General features: G+C 70.3%; 8 protein-coding genes and 4 pseudogenes. 4 read left to right on the top strand and 8 right to left on the bottom strand.

What is annotated here, in order from left to right:
- From gspE to xerD, 4 genes and pseudogenes are all read right to left on the bottom strand, one after another.
- Complete coding sequence (gene gspE / locus FU658_RS04045; RefSeq protein WP_255505400.1) at window positions 1–1,716, bottom strand: type II secretion system ATPase GspE; 1,716 nt, start codon at window positions 1,714–1,716, stop codon at window positions 1–3.
- Window positions 1,717–1,823: 107 nt separating this feature from the next.
- Window positions 1,824–5,686, bottom strand: a pseudogene (gene purL, locus FU658_RS04040) (phosphoribosylformylglycinamidine synthase).
- Between the two features lie 128 nt (window positions 5,687–5,814).
- Window positions 5,815–6,513, bottom strand: a complete 699-nt coding sequence (locus FU658_RS04035) for a DsbC family protein (RefSeq protein ID WP_187265905.1) — start codon at window positions 6,511–6,513, stop codon at window positions 5,815–5,817.
- 223 nt (window positions 6,514–6,736) lie between these two features.
- Window positions 6,737–7,693, bottom strand: coding sequence for a site-specific tyrosine recombinase XerD (xerD, locus tag FU658_RS04030; RefSeq protein ID WP_147890908.1), 957 nt, complete (start codon window positions 7,691–7,693; stop codon window positions 6,737–6,739).
- A 30-nt stretch (window positions 7,694–7,723) separates the two neighbouring features.
- Here xerD and FU658_RS04025 point away from each other — a divergent pair, with 30 nt between their 5' ends.
- Window positions 7,724–8,215 carry an RDD family protein gene (locus FU658_RS04025; RefSeq protein WP_147890907.1) on the top strand — a complete coding sequence of 164 codons (492 nt, stop codon included), beginning with the start codon at window positions 7,724–7,726 and terminating at the stop codon, window positions 8,213–8,215.
- Here FU658_RS04025 and lptG read toward each other — a convergent pair.
- Together lptG and lptF are read right to left on the bottom strand one after the other, a co-directional pair.
- Window positions 8,212–9,273 (bottom strand): annotated as a pseudogene (gene lptG / locus FU658_RS15050) (LPS export ABC transporter permease LptG); the annotation flags it as partial. The gene FU658_RS04025 and the pseudogene lptG overlap by 4 nt on opposite strands.
- Before the next feature lie 36 nt (window positions 9,274–9,309).
- A pseudogene (lptF, locus tag FU658_RS15045) lies at window positions 9,310–10,386 on the bottom strand (LPS export ABC transporter permease LptF); the annotation flags it as partial.
- A gap of 180 nt (window positions 10,387–10,566) precedes the next feature.
- Between lptF and FU658_RS04015 the strand changes: the two are divergent.
- Window positions 10,567–12,042: a leucyl aminopeptidase gene (locus FU658_RS04015; RefSeq protein ID WP_147890906.1), complete on the top strand. Its 1,476-nt coding sequence runs from the start codon at window positions 10,567–10,569 to the stop codon at window positions 12,040–12,042.
- Window positions 12,043–12,052: 10 nt separating this feature from the next.
- Window positions 12,053–12,478, top strand: coding sequence for a DNA polymerase III subunit chi (locus FU658_RS04010; protein ID WP_147890905.1), 426 nt, complete (start codon window positions 12,053–12,055; stop codon window positions 12,476–12,478).
- Between the two features lie 36 nt (window positions 12,479–12,514).
- Here the strand turns inward: FU658_RS04010 and FU658_RS04005 are convergent.
- Both FU658_RS04005 and FU658_RS04000 read right to left on the bottom strand, forming a co-directional pair.
- Window positions 12,515–13,861 (bottom strand): annotated as a pseudogene (locus FU658_RS04005) (aminopeptidase P N-terminal domain-containing protein).
- Window positions 13,862–13,869: 8 nt separating this feature from the next.
- Window positions 13,870–14,436: a UPF0149 family protein gene (locus FU658_RS04000; RefSeq protein ID WP_255505399.1), complete on the bottom strand. Its 567-nt coding sequence runs from the start codon at window positions 14,434–14,436 to the stop codon at window positions 13,870–13,872.
- Between the two features lie 198 nt (window positions 14,437–14,634).
- Here FU658_RS04000 and FU658_RS03995 point away from each other — a divergent pair, with 198 nt between their 5' ends.
- On the top strand, window positions 14,635–16,872 hold the full coding sequence (locus tag FU658_RS03995; RefSeq protein WP_187265903.1) for a ligand-binding sensor domain-containing protein: 2,238 nt from the start codon (window positions 14,635–14,637) through the stop codon (window positions 16,870–16,872).
- The last annotated feature ends 1 nt before the right edge of the window (window position 16,873 follow it).

Here is a 16,873-nt window from a genome sequence, read left to right as displayed (position 1 = left end):
TCAGGCCTCCTGGGTCACGCGCAGCACTTCCTCGATGGTCGTCAGGCCCGAGATCGCCTTGCGCATGCCGTCCTCGTACATCGTCAACATGCCCTCGTCGCGGGAGGCCTGCTCGAGTTCGCCCATGCCCGCGCGCTGCATGACCAGGCGCCGCAGGCGGTCGGTCATGACCAGGAATTCGTTGATCGTGGTTCGTCCCAGATAGCCCGTCGGCGTGAGTTCGGACGGCTTCGGGCGATACAGATGGATCGGCCCCTCCGGCTGGAAGCGCCGCAGGTTGAATTCCTCGACCACCTCCGGCATCGCCTCGTAGCGCTCGGCGTGGGTGGGTTCGAGCTTGCGCACCAGGCGCTGGGCCAGGATGCCGTTGACCGTGGAGGTCAGCAGGTAGTCCTCCACGCCCATGTCGAGCAGGCGGGTGATGCCGCCGGCGGCGTTGTTGGTGTGCAGCGTCGACAGCACCAGGTGGCCGGTCAGGGCCGACTGGATCGCGATGCGCGCGGTTTCCAGGTCGCGCATCTCGCCGATCATGATGACGTCGGGATCCTGGCGCACGATCGCGCGCAGCGCATTGGCGAAGTCCAGCCCGATCTGCGGTTTGGCCTGGATCTGGTTGATGCCCTCGATCTGGTACTCGATGGGATCCTCGACGGTGATGATCTTCACGTCGGCGGTGTTGATCTTCGACAGCGCGGTGTACAGCGTCGTGGTCTTGCCCGAGCCGGTGGGGCCGGTGACCAGCAGGATGCCGTGGGGCCGCTCCAGCACGTCGATGAACTTGGGCAGGAATTCGTCGGTGAAGCCCAGCGTCTGGAAGTCGAACACCACCGACTCGCGATCGAGCAGGCGCATCACGACCGACTCGCCGTGCGCGGTCGGCACGGTGCTCACGCGCAGGTCGAGCTCCTTGCCCTGCACCCGGACCATGATGCGTCCGTCCTGCGGCAGCCGGCGCTCGGCGATGTTGAGCTTGGCCATGATCTTGATGCGGCTGATCACCGCCGCGGTCAGGTTGGCCGGCGGGCTCTCGCCGTCCTCGAGCACGCCGTCGACGCGGTAGCGCACCTTGAGGCGGTTCTCGAACGGCTCGATGTGGATGTCCGACGCGCGCAGCTCGACCGCGCGCTGGATCACCAGGTTCACCAGGCGGATGACCGGGGCCTCGGAGGCCAGGTCGCGCAGGTGCTCGACGTCGTCCTCGTCGGCGCCGCCCTCGGAGTCCACGCTCTCGATGATCGTGCCCATCGCCGAGCGGCCCTGGCCGTAGTAGCGCTCGATCAGGTCGTCGACCTCGGCGCGCAGGCCGATCATCGGCCGCACCTCGCGCCCGGTGGCCAGGCCCACCGCCTCCATCGGATAGGTGTCCTGCGGATCGGCCATCAGCAGGTCGACGTGGGCCTCGCCCTCGCCCACCGGACACACGTGGTGCTGTTTCAAAAACCTGAACGAAACCTGCACCTCGGTCGGGGCCGACTCGGGAAGGTCCTTCGCGCTGACCAGCGGCAACTGCAGCACCACCGAGGCGGCCTCGGCGAAATCACGTTCCGACACCAGCCCCAGGCGCACCAGCAGCGACGGCAGGTTGCCACCGGACTCCTCGTGAAGCTTGCGCGCCCGCCCCAGGTCGGCCTCCTTGAGGCGACCACGCGCCACGAGTTCGGCGGCGATGCGCTCGTTCGCGTCCGCAGGGGCGAGTTCTTCGACGGCAACTTTCACGGTTTTCACCAGCCCGGATCACAGGGGGAGGACTGTAGCAAACGTGAAGTGTTGCATTTCGCGGCCCGGCAAACCACGCGGCCCCACGAGTCGGTGCACCCCTCGGTTCAGCCCACTGCGGCCCTGGCGTTGCGGAACATCCGCATCCACGGCGAATCCTCGCCCCACGGCGCCGGCCGCCAGCTCATCTGGACGCTGCGGAACACGCGCTCCGGGTGTGGCATCAGGATCGTGGCGCGGCCATCGCTGCTGGTGAAGGCCGTGAGCCCCTCCGGGGATCCGTTCGGATTCGCCGGATACGCCTCGGTCGCCGCGCCATGGCCGTCGACATAACGCGCCGCGGCGAGGACCGCCTTGCGGTCGCCGTCGCTGGCAAAGCTCGCGCGCCCCTCGCCATGCGCCACGGCCACCGGGATCCGGGAGCCGGCCATGCCGTCGAAGAACAGGGACGGCGAGTCGAGGATCTCGAGCATCGCCAGGCGGGCCTCGTACTGTTCGGAACGGTTGCGAAGGAACTGCGGCCAGTGCTGTGCACCGGGGATCAGCGCCTTGAGCTGGCTGAGCATCTGGCAGCCGTTGCACACGCCGAGGCTGAAGCTGTCCTCGCGCTCGAAGAAGGCCGCGAACTGTGCCCGCACCGCCTCGCGCTCGAGGATCGACGTGGCCCAGCCCCGACCGGCGCCCAACACGTCGCCGTAACTGAACCCGCCGCAGGCGGCGAGGCCCTGGAAGGCGTCGAGCGCAACCCGGCCGGCGACCAGGTCGGACATGTGCACGTCGACTGCCTCGAACCCGGCACGTGTGAAGGCGGCCGCCATTTCCACCTGGCCATTGACGCCCTGTTCGCGCAGTACCGCCACGCGTGGGCGAGCCCCGGTTCCGATGAACGGCGCGGCGACATCCTCGGCCGCATCGAAGCCCAGCGTCGGCACGAGGCCCGGGGCGTCGAAGCTGCGCGCCGCGTCGCGCTCGGCATCGGCACTGCCGGGCTCGTCGCGCAGGCGCTGGATGGCGTGCGTGGTAGACCACCACGCATCGAACAGCTCCTGCCAACCCCACCCGGCCGCCACGGCCCCACCGTGCAACACGCGGACCGCGTCATCGCGGCGTACCTCGGCGATGCGCTGCGAGGCGTCCGCGAGGCCATGTCGCCCGGCCAGCGCCTCGAACTCGTCTTCGCGTCCCGCCGCCACCTGCACCACGACGCCAAGCTCTTCGTTGAACAGCGTGGCGGCCAGGTCGGCACCTGCATCGATCGTCACGTCCAGTCCGACGTGGCCGGCGAAGGCCATCTCGCACAGGGCGGCGAACGCGCCACCGTCGCTGCGGTCGTGGTACGCCACCAGCAACCCCGCCTCACGGGCGCGCGCACGAGCGCGAACAGCGCCTTGAGCGCCTGCGGGTCGTCGAGGTCCGGGGCATCGCCTCCGAAGGCCTCGCTGCATTGGGCCAGGATCGAACCCCCGAGGCGCCGGGCCCCGGCATCGAGGCCGACCAGCCACACGCCCGCACCGGCGTCGCGCTGCAGCACCGGGGTCAGCTCGCGACGCACGTCGGCGACGCGCGAGAACGCCGACACCACCAGCGACACCGGCGAAACGACCGCCTGCGGGCCCTCCTCGGCCTGCCACTGGGCGCGCATCGACAGCGAGTCCTTGCCCACCGGGATGCTCAGGCCCAGTGCCGGGCAAAGCTCCATGCCAACCGCCTTGACGGCGGCGTACAGCGCAGCGTCCTCGTCGGGTCCGGCGGCCGCCATCCAGTTCGCCGACAGCTTGATCTCCTCGAACGTCTCCAGCGGCGCGGCAAGCAGGTTGGTGATCGCCTCGCCGACGGCCATGCGTGCCGAGGCCGCGGCGTCGATCAGCGCCAGCGGCGTGCGCTCGCCGATCGCCATCGCCTCGCCGGACACCCCCTCGAAATCGGTCAGCGTGATCGCACAGTCGGCCAGCGGCAGCTGCCACGGGCCGACCATCTGGTCGCGTGCGCACAACCCACCGACACTGCGGTCGCCGATCGTGACCAGGAAGTTCTTTGCCGCCACGGTGGGGTGCGAGAGGACCCGCAAGCCGGCCTCGCGCAGATCCAGCGTCCCGGCGTCGAGCCGTGGCCACGCCGCCGGTGCCTGCGAGGACACGTCGCGCAGCATCTTCGGCGCGCTGCCGAACAGCAGGCCCATCGGGATGTCGATGGCCCAGTCGCCCCCGGCCTGGACCGATTCGGTGTTCGCGCCGTGGCCCACGACCAGGCGCTCTTCCCCGGTGGCATGGCCGACGACGGCGAACGGGCAACGCTCACGCTCGCACAGCGCCTGGAAGTCGGCGATGCGCGCGCGCGACACGCCCAGCACGTAACGCTCCTGGGACTCGTTGCACCACAGCTGCATCGGCGACAGCGACGGGTCGTCGCTGGGCACGCGGTCGAGGTCGATGATGCCGCCGACGCCGGAGTCATGCAGCAGTTCCGGAATGGCATTGGACAGCCCACCGGCGCCGACGTCGTGCGCGGTGACGATGGGGTTGTCCGTCCCCAGTCCGACGCAGCGGTCGATCACTTCCTGGCAGCGCCGCTGCATCTCGGGGTTTTCACGCTGCACCGAGGCGAAGTCGAGCCCGGCATCGCTGTGGCCGGCGTCGACGGAGCTCGCCGCACCGCCGCCCAGTCCGATCAGCATCGCCGGGCCGCCCAGCACCACCACCGCGTCACCCGGCGACAGCGTGAGCTTCTCGACCTGGATGCGGTCGATCGCACCCAGCCCGCCGGCCAGCATGATCGGCTTGTCGTAGCCCCGCCACGTGCCGGGCGTGCCGGTGGCCAGCTCGAAGCTGCGGAAGTATCCCGCCAGCGCCGGGCGACCGAACTCGTTGTTGAACGCCGCCGCACCGATCGGACCCTCGACCATGATCTCCAGCGCCGAGGCCATCCGCGGGTTCAGGGGGCGGGCGTGCTCCCAGGGCTGGTGCAGCCCCGGGATGCGCAGGTGGCTGACGGAAAAGCCGGTCAATCCGGCCTTGGGCTTGCCGCCGCGCCCGGTGGCGCCCTCGTCGCGGATCTCGCCGCCCGAGCCGGTGGCCGCGCCGGGAAACGGCGAGATCGCGGTCGGGTGGTTGTGGGTTTCGACCTTGATCGCGAACGCACTCGCGACGCGGTCCTCGGCGCGGTAGACGCCGTCGCTGCCGGGCCGGAAGCGGCGTCCGGCGAAGCCTTCCACGACCGCTGCGTTGTCGGCATAGGCGGTCAGCGTGTACTCCGGCGTCACCGCATGGGTGTTGCGGATCATCTTGAACAGCGACCGGGGCTGGTCTTCGCCGTCGATGCGGAAGTCGGCATTGAAGATCTTGTGCCGGCAATGCTCGGAATTCGCCTGCGCGAACATCATCAGCTCGGCATCGCTGGGCTGGCGGCCCAGTGCGCCGTATTGCTCCCGCAGGTAGCCCAGTTCCTCTTCGGACAGTGCCAGGCCGAGGCGCGCATTGGCGGCATCGAGCGCCTCGAGCGCGATGCGCTGCAGGTCGCCGCGCGGCGGCACCTCGAACAGCGCGGAAGCCGCCGACAACTGGGCCACCAGGGACTGGGTCATCGGGTCGTGCAGCAGCCCGGAGGCGGCCACCGCCTCGATGTCGGTCGATCCGGCCGGGGAAAGCGTGAACCACAGCCCGCGCTCGACGCGCTGGACCGCCAGGCCCGCGCCCTGCACGATCTCGGTGGCCTTGGTGGCCCAGGGCGAGTGGGTGCCCAGGCGGGGCAGCACGATCACGCTTCCCGGCACGTCAGCGGGCGAGTCGGTGCCGACCGCATCGAGGATGCGCGCCAGCCGATCCCGGTCGGGCGACGCGCCGGTGACGGGTTCGACCAGGAACACGTGGCGCGCCTGCTCGATGCGCAAGCCGGGGAAGTGCGCGCCCAGACGGGTCTGGAGGCGCTCGAGACGAAAAGCGGACAGGGCCGGACGGCCCTCGAGGACGATCATTTCCGGCACATCTGGAGGTGGCAGGCGGGGCGCAAATGATAGCCGATCGCCCCAGGCCGTGCCTGCACCCGTGGGCTGGCAGGCAGGCCGTGGACCCGGGGGCAGGCTGCCCGGCGGGTCCGTTGCGATCAGGACCCGCTGTTGGCCTTGAGCATTTCCAGGCGCTGCAGCATCTGCTGCGGCGGCAGGTAACCACCGACCTGGATGCCATCGGTGTTGTAGACCGCCGGGGTGCCCTCCACGCCGACCTTGCGGCCCAGCTCGTAGTCGTCGGCCACCGGGTTCTCGCAGCTGCGCTCGGGCACGGCCTCCCCGGCCTTGGCGCGGGTCATCGCGTCGAGCTGGTCATCGGCGCACCACACCGACACCGACTTGCCCCAGGCCTCCGTGTTCGGGCCACCGCGCGGGAAGAACAGGTATTCGACCGCAATGCCCAGCGCGTTGTACTGGGCGATCTCCTCGTGCATGCGCCGGCAGTAGCCGCAGTCGATGTCGGTGAACACGGTGACGCGGTGGGCGGCATCCTCGTCGCCGAAGATGATCCGGCCCTCGGGTCCGACCGAATCCAGCAGGGGCACGCGACGCCGCGCCTTGCTGCGCTCGGACAGGTCGGTGCGGCTGGGGATGTCGTACATCGCACCCTGCACCAGGGTGTTGCCGTCGCGGCTGATGTAGAGCACCTGGCCACCGACGAAGACTTCGTAAAGCTCGGGGAGGCGGGTCTCGTTGATTTCCTCGATGCTCACGTTGGGCACCAGTTCGCCCAGTGCCTGCCGGATGCGGGCCTCGTCGGCCGAGGACAGGCTGCTGGCCACGCTGGCGGTCACCACCGCCGGGGCTGCAACGCCGCTGCCGGCTCCCTGGCTGGTCTCGGAAGCACACGCGCCAACGGAATGGCGGCCATCAACAGGACTAACGAACTGCGCAACATGGGGTTTCCTCGGATTCGGACGGTGTGTGCGGGCGGTGTGACCCGGGACCCGCGCAAGGGTTCCCGATGATGCCACACCGATCCAACCCGCCCGGTCGAGGTGCCCCGCCAGGCGCGCCTCAGCCGCGCGGGTGGTGCTTCTCGTGCATGCGCTTGAGCGCCTCGCGGGCCACCAGCGTGTAGATCTGGGTGGTGGACAGGGAGCTGTGGCCCAGCAACATCTGCAGCGCGCGCAGGTCGGCACCGTGGTTGAGCAGGTGCGTGGCGAAGCTGTGGCGCAAGCCGTGTGGGCTGACCCGGCCGGGATCGATGCCGGCACCGGCCGCGCAGCGTTTCACGACCTGCCAGAACTGCTGGCGGCTCGGTGCCTCGCCGCGCGCGGTCAGGAACAGCGCCTGCCGCGGCTTGCCCCCGGCCAGCAGCTGGCGCGCCTGCGCCAGGTAGCGCTCGACCCAGTGCTGCGCCTCCTCGCCCAAGGGCACCAGGCGCTCCTTTCCCCCCTTGCCGCTGACCCGCAGGACGCCCTGGCGCAGGTTGATCGCCGTGGCCGGAATCGAGACCAGCTCGCTCACGCGCAGGCCGGTGGCATACATCAGCTCCAGCATCGCGCGGTCGCGCAAGCCCTGCGCGGTCCCGACGTCCGGGGCACGCAGCAGCGCTTCGACTTCGCTCTCCGACAACGCCTTGGGCAGCGACCGCGGCAACTTGGGCTGGGTCAGCCCCACGCAGGGGTCGCTGGCGATGTGGCCCAGGCGCAGCAGCTGGGCGTAGAAGGCGCGCAGGGCCGACACCAGCCGCGCGTTGCTGCGCGCGGAGTAGCCCTGGCCGGTGCGGCGTGCGAGATAGTCGAACAGCGTCCCCGTCGTGACCCCTGACAATCCGTCCGAGGATGGTCCCAGCCAGCGCGCCAGGCCCTCCAGGTCGCGGCGATAGCTGTCGAGCGTTTGCCGCGCCAGGCCCGACTCGGCCCAGGCGCGCTCGAGGAACTCGCGGATCTGCATGTCCGCGGCCTCGGGAACGGGCGGCATCGACCGGGCGTCCAGGCGGCGGCGGGTGACGGAAGGGTCCTGCGGCATGCCTGCCAGCTTAGCCGCTATGCTTTCGCGATGACCGACCGACCCCTGCCACCGACCCCTGCCGGCTTCCTCGCGCGACCGGCCCACCTGGGCTGGCGCCTGTTGGCGCTGACCTACGACGCCCTGCCGGTCATGGCGATCTGGATCGCCGTGAGTGCCGCCGCCTACGCGGTGAACGGCGGGGAGCGCATCGCACCGGGCACGCCGGCCGCCGCGCTCACGTTCCTGGCGACCTGGCTGGCCACCGGTGCCTACGCGGTCGTTTCCTGGCATGGCGGCGGCCACACCCTGGGCATGCGGCCATGGCGGCTGCAGGTGCGCGACGGGCAGGGCCAGCGGGTGGGCTGGGGCCGGCTATGGCTTCGCTTCGCCGTGGCCACGCTGGGCCTGGCCGCCGCCGGGCTGGGGCTGCTGTGGTGCCTGGTCGACCGGCGACGCCGGGGCTGGCACGACATCGCCGCAGGAACCTGGGTGCTGCAACGCCCCAAGCCGGGCAAGCCGACCAGGCCGGGGCCGGGCTAGCGTCTTCGGTAGAACAGCAGCCAGGACACGCCCAGCACGCTGACCGGCGCGATCAGGTGGGCGGCACGCAGGTCGATGCCATAGACCTGCGCGAGGTTGATGGCCAGGCGGTCGAGCAGGAAGAAGGCCAGGCCGAACACGATGCCGGCGAACAGGCGCTTGCCGAAACCGCCCGAGCGCAACTGCCCGAATGCGAACGGCATCGCCGCCAAGCACAGCGCCAGCACGTTGACCGGATAGAACCAGCGCGCCCAATAGGCCACCGCGAACTCGCCCGGGTCGGATTCGTTCGCGCGCAGGTAGGCGACCATCGAGCCCAGCTGCGCGGTGGTCATGTAGCGCGGCCTGACCACGCTCGCCGCCAGCACCTCCGCGTCGAGCGTGGTGTTCCAGCGCTCCTGGGCCACCACCTCGAGCTCCGCGGAACGCTCGCCGAACCGGGTTCGGCGCACGCCGCTGAGCATCCAGCCCTCGGCACGGTATTCGGCAGCCTCGGCGACGGCGACCGAGCGCAGCCGCCCCTCGGGGTCGAAGTCGTACATGCGCAGGTTGCTCAGTTCCACGAAGGCATCGGCACCACTGCCCCGCGCCAGCCCCTGCCCGACATTGATGAACACGCTGCCCTCGCGCACCCAGATGCCCGAGTAGCTGGCGATGATCATGTCGTCCGAACGCGCCGAAGCGGACAGGGCCTGGGCGCGCTGCTCTCCGATCGGGCCGGCGGTTTCGCCGACGAGCACCATCGAGGCGGTCAGCACGGCGATCGCCGCGGCCGCACCCAGGCACAGGCGCAGCCGCGACAGCCCCGCGGCCCGCAATGCGGTGAGCTCCGAGGTGGCCGCCAGGCCGCCCAGGCCGATCAGCGAACCGACCACGGCCGCGGACGGGAACAACGCATACAGCCGCCTCGGGATCGAGTACAGCGTGTAGATCACTGCATGGGTCGCCGTGTAGCCCCCGCCGGTGCGCCCCAGCTCCGCGGCAAAGGCCAGCACCACGTCGAGCATCAGCAGTACCGCCCACGCCGCCATCACGCCGATGACCACGGCACGGGCGATGTAGAGGTCGGAGATCCGGATCGCCCGCCTCATGCCCGCGCCCCCCCGTGGCCGCGGCAGGCGTCCATCGCTCATCAGCAGCCACGACACCAGGGCCAGGACCGGCAGGTGCACCCACCACAACCCGGCCCAGGCGGGCACCAGGCCGTCGCCCAGCCACGAACGTCCGATCAGCATCAGGTTGGTGTAGAGCAGGTAACCCAGCAGGGCCAGCATCAGTTGCCCGTAGCGCGGCTGCCGGGGTTCGGTGCGAGCCAGCGGGATCGCCGCGATCGCCAGCAAGGCCGCCAGCAGCGGCGAGGCCAGCCGCCAGTGCAGCTCGGCCCGCGTCTCCGCGTCGCGATTGCGCAGCAACACCCCGCTGGGCGCCAGCCGGACGTCGTCGGCGTCGAGCGTCTGCGCCCGGTCGGGCGCCTGGATCTCATTGCGCTGGAAACGCATCAGCCGGAACTCGGCACCGCCGGGCATCCCTTCCACGCGGAAACCGTCGTCCAGCCGGATGTAGCGGTCGAGGTCGCCGTCGAAGAAGAGCTCGCCCTCGCGGGCGGTGATCACGTTGACCGAGCCGTCGGCGTCCTCGGAATGGAGGAACATGCGCCCGAAACGGGTCCCGTCCGCCGAGAGGTCGCCGACGTAGAGCACGCCACCCCCCGGGATCTCGATGAAGCGCCCCGCCTCCAGCCCCGCCACCAGCAGCGAGCGGTTGGCTTCGGCGATCATCGCCTGCGAGCGGCGCTCCGCCAATGGCCCGGCCCACAGCGACACCAGCGCGATGACCAGCACCACCGGCACGGCCAGCAGCGCGACCGGCCGCAGCAGCTGGCGCGGCCCCACGCCGACCGAGAACAGCACCGCCATCTCCGAGTCGCGGTACAGCCGCCCGATGCCGATCAGCAGGCCGAGGAACAGCGCCAGGGGCAGGATCAGCGGGGCGAAGATCACCACGCGCAGGCCCAGCTGCGAGACGAGCAGGCCGGCCGGCATGTGGCCACGGCTGATCTCGCTGAGCAGGTCGACCACGATGCCGCCGAAGCTCACCAGCATCAGCACGACGAACGTCGCGATGAAGGCGCCCAGGAACTCGCGCCACAGGTAGCGCTCGATCCGGGCCAGTCGGGTTGCAGACATGAAGCTCATGGCGGCTTGCTTTAGACTCCGCAGGTTGTACCGCGCGCCACGGGTCGCCATGGGCCCTCCCCTGGCTTCCCCCGGGCCGCGCTTGAAGCGCGAATGCCGCCGCGGATCGATCGTGCCGGAATGGCACGCCATGTGAATGATACGGAATACCAAGCCATGCCCCTCGAATTCGACCTGAACCAGTCTTCCCCCGCCCAGGCCAGCCACGACCTCGTCATCGTCGGCGCCTACGCCGACAAGTCCCTGACGCCCTCGGCCCGGGCGATCGACGAGGCCAGCGAAGGACGCCTCGCGGCGCTGCTCGAAGGGGGCGATCTCAGCGGCAAGATCGGCAAGACCGGCCTGCTGCACGGCCTGCCGGGCGTGAAGAGCGCGCGGGTACTGGTGGTGGGCCTGGGCGAGGCGGCCAAATTCGATGCCGGCGCCTTCCGCAAGGCGGTCATCGAATCGGTCAAGGTGGCCGGCCAGACCGCAGCCACATCGGCCCTGCTCACGCTGGGCGAAGTGGCGGTGAAGGGCCAGGACGCCGCCTGGTCCATCACCCAGGCGGTGGTCGCCGCCGACCACGCCAGCTACCGCTACACCGCGACGCGTTCGGACAAGAACAACGGCTCCAAGCTGGCGCAGGTCAGCGTGCTCGGTGAAACCAGCCACCAGGCGGCACTCGACGACGGCATCGGCATCGCGCTGGGCGTGGCCTTCGCCCGCGAACTGGGCAACCTGCCGCCGAACATCTGCAACCCGACCTTCCTCGGCGAGGAGGGCCAGCGCCTGGCGGCGGAGAACCCCAGCGTCAGCTGCGAGGTGCTCGAGCGCGAGGACATGGAGAAGCTGGGCATGGGCGCGCTGCTGGCGGTTTCGCGCGGCTCGGCCAACCCGCCGAAGATCGTCGTGCTCAGCTACACCGGCGCCGGCGACGCCAAGCCCTACGTGCTGGTCGGCAAGGGCATCACCTTCGATTCCGGCGGCATCAACCTGAAGGTCGCCGGCGGCGTGGAGGAGATGAAGTTCGACATGTGCGGCGCCGCCACCGTGATGGGCGCGTTCCTGGCCACGGTCAAGCGCAAGCTGCCGATCAACCTGGTCACCGTGGTGGCCGCGGTCGAGAACATGTGCGACGGCGATGCCTACCGGCCGTCGGATGTCATCACTTCGATGTCGGGCAAGACCATCGAGGTGCTCAACACCGATGCCGAGGGCCGGCTGATCCTGTGCGACGCACTGACCTACGCGCAGAAGTTCGAGCCCAAGGCGATCGTCGACGTGGCGACGCTGACCGGCGCCTGCGTGGTGGCGCTGGGCCAGCACGCCTCGGGCCTGATGAGCAAGCACGACGACCTGGCCGACGAGCTGCTGGCCGCCGGCGAGCAGGTCTTCGACCGCGCCTGGCGCCTGCCGCTGTGGGACGAGTACCAGCCGATGCTGGATTCGGGCTTCGCCGACATGGCCAACATCGGCGGCCGCTGGGCCGGCACCGTCACCGCCGGCTGCTTCCTCTCGCGCTTCACCGAGGGGCAGCGCTGGGCCCACCTGGACATCGCCGGCAGCGCCTGGGAGATGGGTCGCAAGGGGCTGGCCACCGGTCGCCCGGTCGGCCTGCTGAGCCAGTGGCTGGGCGAGCGCGCGAAGTAAGCGACTGCCGATGCCGCGCGCGGATTTCTACCTGATCTCCAAGCCGCGCTTCCGCGAGGAGCCGTTGCGGCTGGTGTGCGAACTGGCGCGCAAGGCCTGCGACACGGGCCAGCCGATGTTGGTGCTGGCCCGCGACACGGGCCAGGCCGAGGCGCTGGACGACCTGTTGTGGGCGTTCGACGAGAACGCCTACGTTCCCCACCAGATCGCGGGAATGGAAGAGGACGAGGAGGAGGCCGCGGTGCTGATCGTGCCGCCGGACGTGGATGCCGCCTCGCGCCCGCTGGTGCTCAACCTGCGCGACGAAGTGGCGCCGGGCAGCTACGAGCGGGTACTCGAGGTGGTGCCGGCCGACCCGTCGGCGCGCGAACCGCTGCGCGCGCGTTGGCGCGAGTACCTCTCACGCGGTTTCGAGCTCAACAAGCACGACATGTAGGCGACGCCGGCGGATGCGCCGGCACCCACGGCACCCTCAGCGCGCGTCGTCCCCGGCCATCAGCGCCTCGATCGCCTCGGCATCCCGGGGCACGCCGTCGCTGAGCACTTCGTGCCCGTCCGCGGTGACCACCACGTCGTCCTCGATGCGGATGCCGATGCCCTGCCACTTCGCCGCCACGCCCGGGCTGCCCGGAGCGATGTACAGGCCCGGTTCCACCGTGAAGACCATGCCGGGCTCGAGCTCGCGGTACTCGCCGTCGATGCGGTAGTCACCGACATCGTGCACGTCCAGGCCCAGCCAATGGCCGGTCTTGTGCATGTAGAAGCGCCGGTAGCTGCCGTCCTTGAGGTGCTTCTCCAGCTTGCCCTTGAGCAGGCCCAGCCGCAGCAGGCCCTCGGTCAGCGTGGTCACCGCCGCCTCGTGCGTGGCGATCCATGGCGCACCCGGCACGGCATGCTCCAGCGCCGCACGCTGGGCCTGGCAGACCAGGTCGTGCAGCTGGCGCTGCTCGCGGCCGAAGCGCCGTTGGCCGGGAACGTGCGGCTGATGTCTGCCGCATAGCCCTGGTGCTCGACACCGGCATCGATGAGCACGAGGTCGCCGTCGCGGATCGCCGTCGTTGTCGACATGGTGCAGGATGCAGGCGTTCGCACCGGCACCGACGATCGGCGCGTAGGCCGCGCGCCCGCCGTGGCGCCGGAACTCGTACTGCAACTCGGCCTCGAGCTCGTACTCGTGCATGCCCGGCCGCACCGCGCGCATGGCCGCGATGTGTGCGCGTGCCGACACGGCAGCGGCATGGCGCATCTGGCGCAGCTCCGCGGCGCTCTTGAACAAGCGTGATTCGTGCAGCAGGTGCCCCAGTTCGAGGAACTCGTGCGGCGGCTCGGCACCGCGCCGCACCTGCTCGCGCACGCGCTTGACCCAGCCGATCAGCTTGAGGTCGAACTCGACGTCGCGGCCGAAGTGGTAGTAGACCTTGCCGCGCCCCTCGAGCAGGCCCGGCAGGATGTCGTCGAGGTCCTCGTAGGGGTAGGCGTCGTCCATGCCGAAGTCGGCGACCGCCCCCTCGGTGCCGGCGCGCACGCCATCCCACAGTTCGCGCTCCGGGTCGCGCTCGCGGCAGAACAGGAGGCTTTCGCCGTGCTCGCGACCCGGCACCAGCACCAGCACCGCCTCGGGTTCGGGGAAGCCGGAGAGGTACCAGAAATCGCTGTCCTGGCGGTACGGGTGGAACGTGTCGTTGCTGCGCACCCGCTCCGGCGCGGCGGGCAGCACCATGATCGCGTCGTCCCCGGCCATGCGCATGAGCTGGCGCCGCCGGCGGGCGAACTCGCTGCCACGGATCGGGGCCGGGGGACGCTGGGGACGGGTGGCCATGCGCAGATTCAATGCAGGCGACGGCGCCGGGCCGGACCCAGCACGCAGTCGCCATGCAGCAGCAGCGCGGCGACCCGGACGAACTCGGCCACTTCCTCGAGCGCCTGCTCATCGCCCTCCGGGTCGTCGTAGCTGAGCTGGGAGCCGGCGATCTTGCCCAAGTCCTCCAGCGCCTCGGCGGACTCCTCCGACAGCGGTGGCTTGGCGCCGGCCGCGAGGCCGAAGCCACCCAGGAACCCGCGGCACCAGCCCAGCAGGCCGGCCGCGCGCTGTTCCAGCGACTGCGACTCGTGGGGCAACAGCAGGGCGAAGCCGAAATCCGCGTCCGCAAGCTGACCCGTCGTCGCCTTGAACACCGTGTCGAGCGCCTCGCCCTCTGCCGGCCGCGGGGCCTGCTCGTCCAGCATCACCGTACCCAGCCAGTCGCTCCCGGTCACTTGCCCGCCGCCACACACGTAGCCGGCCAGCAGCCCATGCAACTCGCTGGCATCGACGCCCAGCCCCTTGCGCCGCACGTCCTCGGCTACCGCCTCGTGGGCTGGAAGATCCTGGATCTGGCCGTGAACATCACTCACCGGGTTCGCCTCTTTCGAGTCTGGGGTCGGAATTGTAGCAACCGACGCCACTCCTCAGGCTTGTGGGCCTGCTATGGCCGTGCCTACACTGACCGCATCATACGAGTCCCATCGGAGCGCCTAGCGGTGACAGCCGCGAGCATTGCAGCATCGGGACGGGGGCGGGCAAGCTGGTTCTGGACGCTGTCGGTTGGCGCAGTGCTCGCGTGCGCGTCTCCGACCGCGGACTCCGCACGCCGCGACTTCTATTTCGAGCCGCTGGCCGTGGAACGCGGACTGCTGCAGAACACCGTGACCGCGATGATCCAGGATCGCGACGGATACGTGTGGATCGGCACCCAGGGCGGCCTGCACCGCTACGACGGCCAGGGCGTGCGCCTTTTCCGCCACCTGTCCGACGACCCCGGAAGCCTGCCCGACAGCTTCGTCACTGCCCTGGCGGAAGGGCGCGAGGGCGAACTGTGGGTTGGCACCAACACCGGCCACCTCGCCCGCCTCGACCTGGCCACCGGCACGGCCCTCCGCATGCCGAGCACCGCCTTCGCGCATGACGAGCGCCACCAGTACGTGCGTGCCCTTCGGCACCACGACGGGGCCGTGTGGGTGGCCAGCCATGCCGGGGTGGAGCGCTTCGACGACGGCTCCGACGTGGGCAGCGCCGTGCTGGAGCTTGCACCCGGCGAGACGGCGCGCGACATCGTGTTCGATGCCGACGGGGATGGCTGGGTGGCGACGACCGCCGGCCTGTACCGCCTCCCCGGCGGCGGCGAACCACAGCGCGTGGCCGGGGCACCTGGCGGGGCCTCCCTGCTGGTGTCGGCTGACGGCACGGTGTGGCTGGGAGGCGATGCCCTGTATCGACTCGATGCCGACGGCCGCCACGAACTGGTCTATCGCCATCGCGACCGCCTGGGGCGGGAACCCGGGCTGGCGCTTCGCGCGATGGTCGAAGACAGGCGCGGCCGGCTGTGGCTGAGCTTTCCCGGGAACGGCCTGGTCCGGCTGGACCCCGGCAGCGGGCAGACCCGCCATGTGGAGGAAGTCCCGGGCATCCCGGCGTCGCTGCCGGAGGATGTCATCAATGCCCTGCTGATCGACCGCAGCGGCCTGTTGTGGGCCGGCGGCCAGATCCGAGGCACGTCGGTGGCCGACCCGGACGGCGCACGCTTCCACTACCTCGCCGACCTGGATACACAGCGCACCTGGGTCTACGGCAACAGCGCCCGGGTACTGCTGCAGGCCGCCCCGGAGCAGGTGTGGGTGGGCACCGACAGCGACGGCCTCAAGCGCGTGACGCTGGACACCGGCGAGTTCGAAGACTTCAGCGCCCCGATCGTCTCGCAGCTCGACCCGCCCTACGACCAGCAGGCGCTGCGTGTGCTGGGCCTGGTGCCCGATGGCGACGAGCACCTGTGGGTCAGTGCCCACCAGGGCCTGTTCCACCTCGACGTGCCCGAGCGCTCGGCGCGCCGGGTCGAATTGGCGTTCGATGGCGCGGGCGGCGGCATGCCCGCCCTGCGGCGCGCCGATCCCGCCGCCGACGGCGGGCTGTGGATCGGCACCTCCACTGCCGGCCTCCTGCACTTTGACCCCGAAAGCGATCGAGTGCGCCAGTTCCGGCATGATCCCACCGACCCGTACTCGCTCAGCGACGACCTCGTGCACTGCGTGCTCGAGCTGGATGACGGCCGGGTCTGGGTCTGCACCAACGCGGGCCTGAACCTGCTCGAGCCCGGCTCGGGCCACGTGATGCGCCTGGCCAACGAGCCCGGCGACCCGGCCAGCCTCTCCGGCGACCGGGTACGGGCGCTGCTGCAGGCCCGGGACGGCACGCTCTGGGTCGGCACGCACAGCGGCCTCAACCGCCTCTACCAGCGCGATGACGGCAGCCCGGGCTTCGAGCGGTTCGTCCGCATCGATGGCGACGACGAGCGTGGATTCACCGTCTTCAACCTCGTGGAGGATGAAGACGGCGTGCTGTGGCTGGGCACCAACGAAGGCATCCTGTCCTTCGATCCGCAGACCCGGCGCTTCCGGCAGTTCGACATGCGCGATGGCCTGCAGGACCTTGAGTTCAATGGCGGGGCGCAACTGCTGCTCGACGACGGCCGGGTGATGCTGGGCGGAATCCGGGGCCTGAACCTGTTCGACCCGACCGGCCTGCAGGACAGCGACTACCTGCCCGAGGTGCGGCTGCTGGGTGCGCGCTTTGGCAGCGCCGCGGAGAACGTGGTCGGGCTGGTGCCGCCGGATCGCCTGGAACTGCCCTTGCAGGCGCGCATGCTGCGGCTGCAGTTCGGCGCGTTGGACTTCGCCTCGCCCGGGGCCGTGCGCTACCGCTACCGCCTGGAGGGCTTCGACGACGACTGGATCGAGACATCCGGGCGGCCGAGGCCACCTACACCAACCTGCGCCGTGGCGACTACCGCTTCGTAGC

Source organism: Alkalisalibacterium limincola, assembly GCF_008017755.1.
GTDB lineage: Bacteria > Pseudomonadota > Gammaproteobacteria > Xanthomonadales > Xanthomonadaceae > Alkalisalibacterium > Alkalisalibacterium limincola.
The sequence above is the reverse complement of the archived record's forward strand: the minus strand, read 5'-3'. Positions and strand labels throughout refer to the sequence as shown.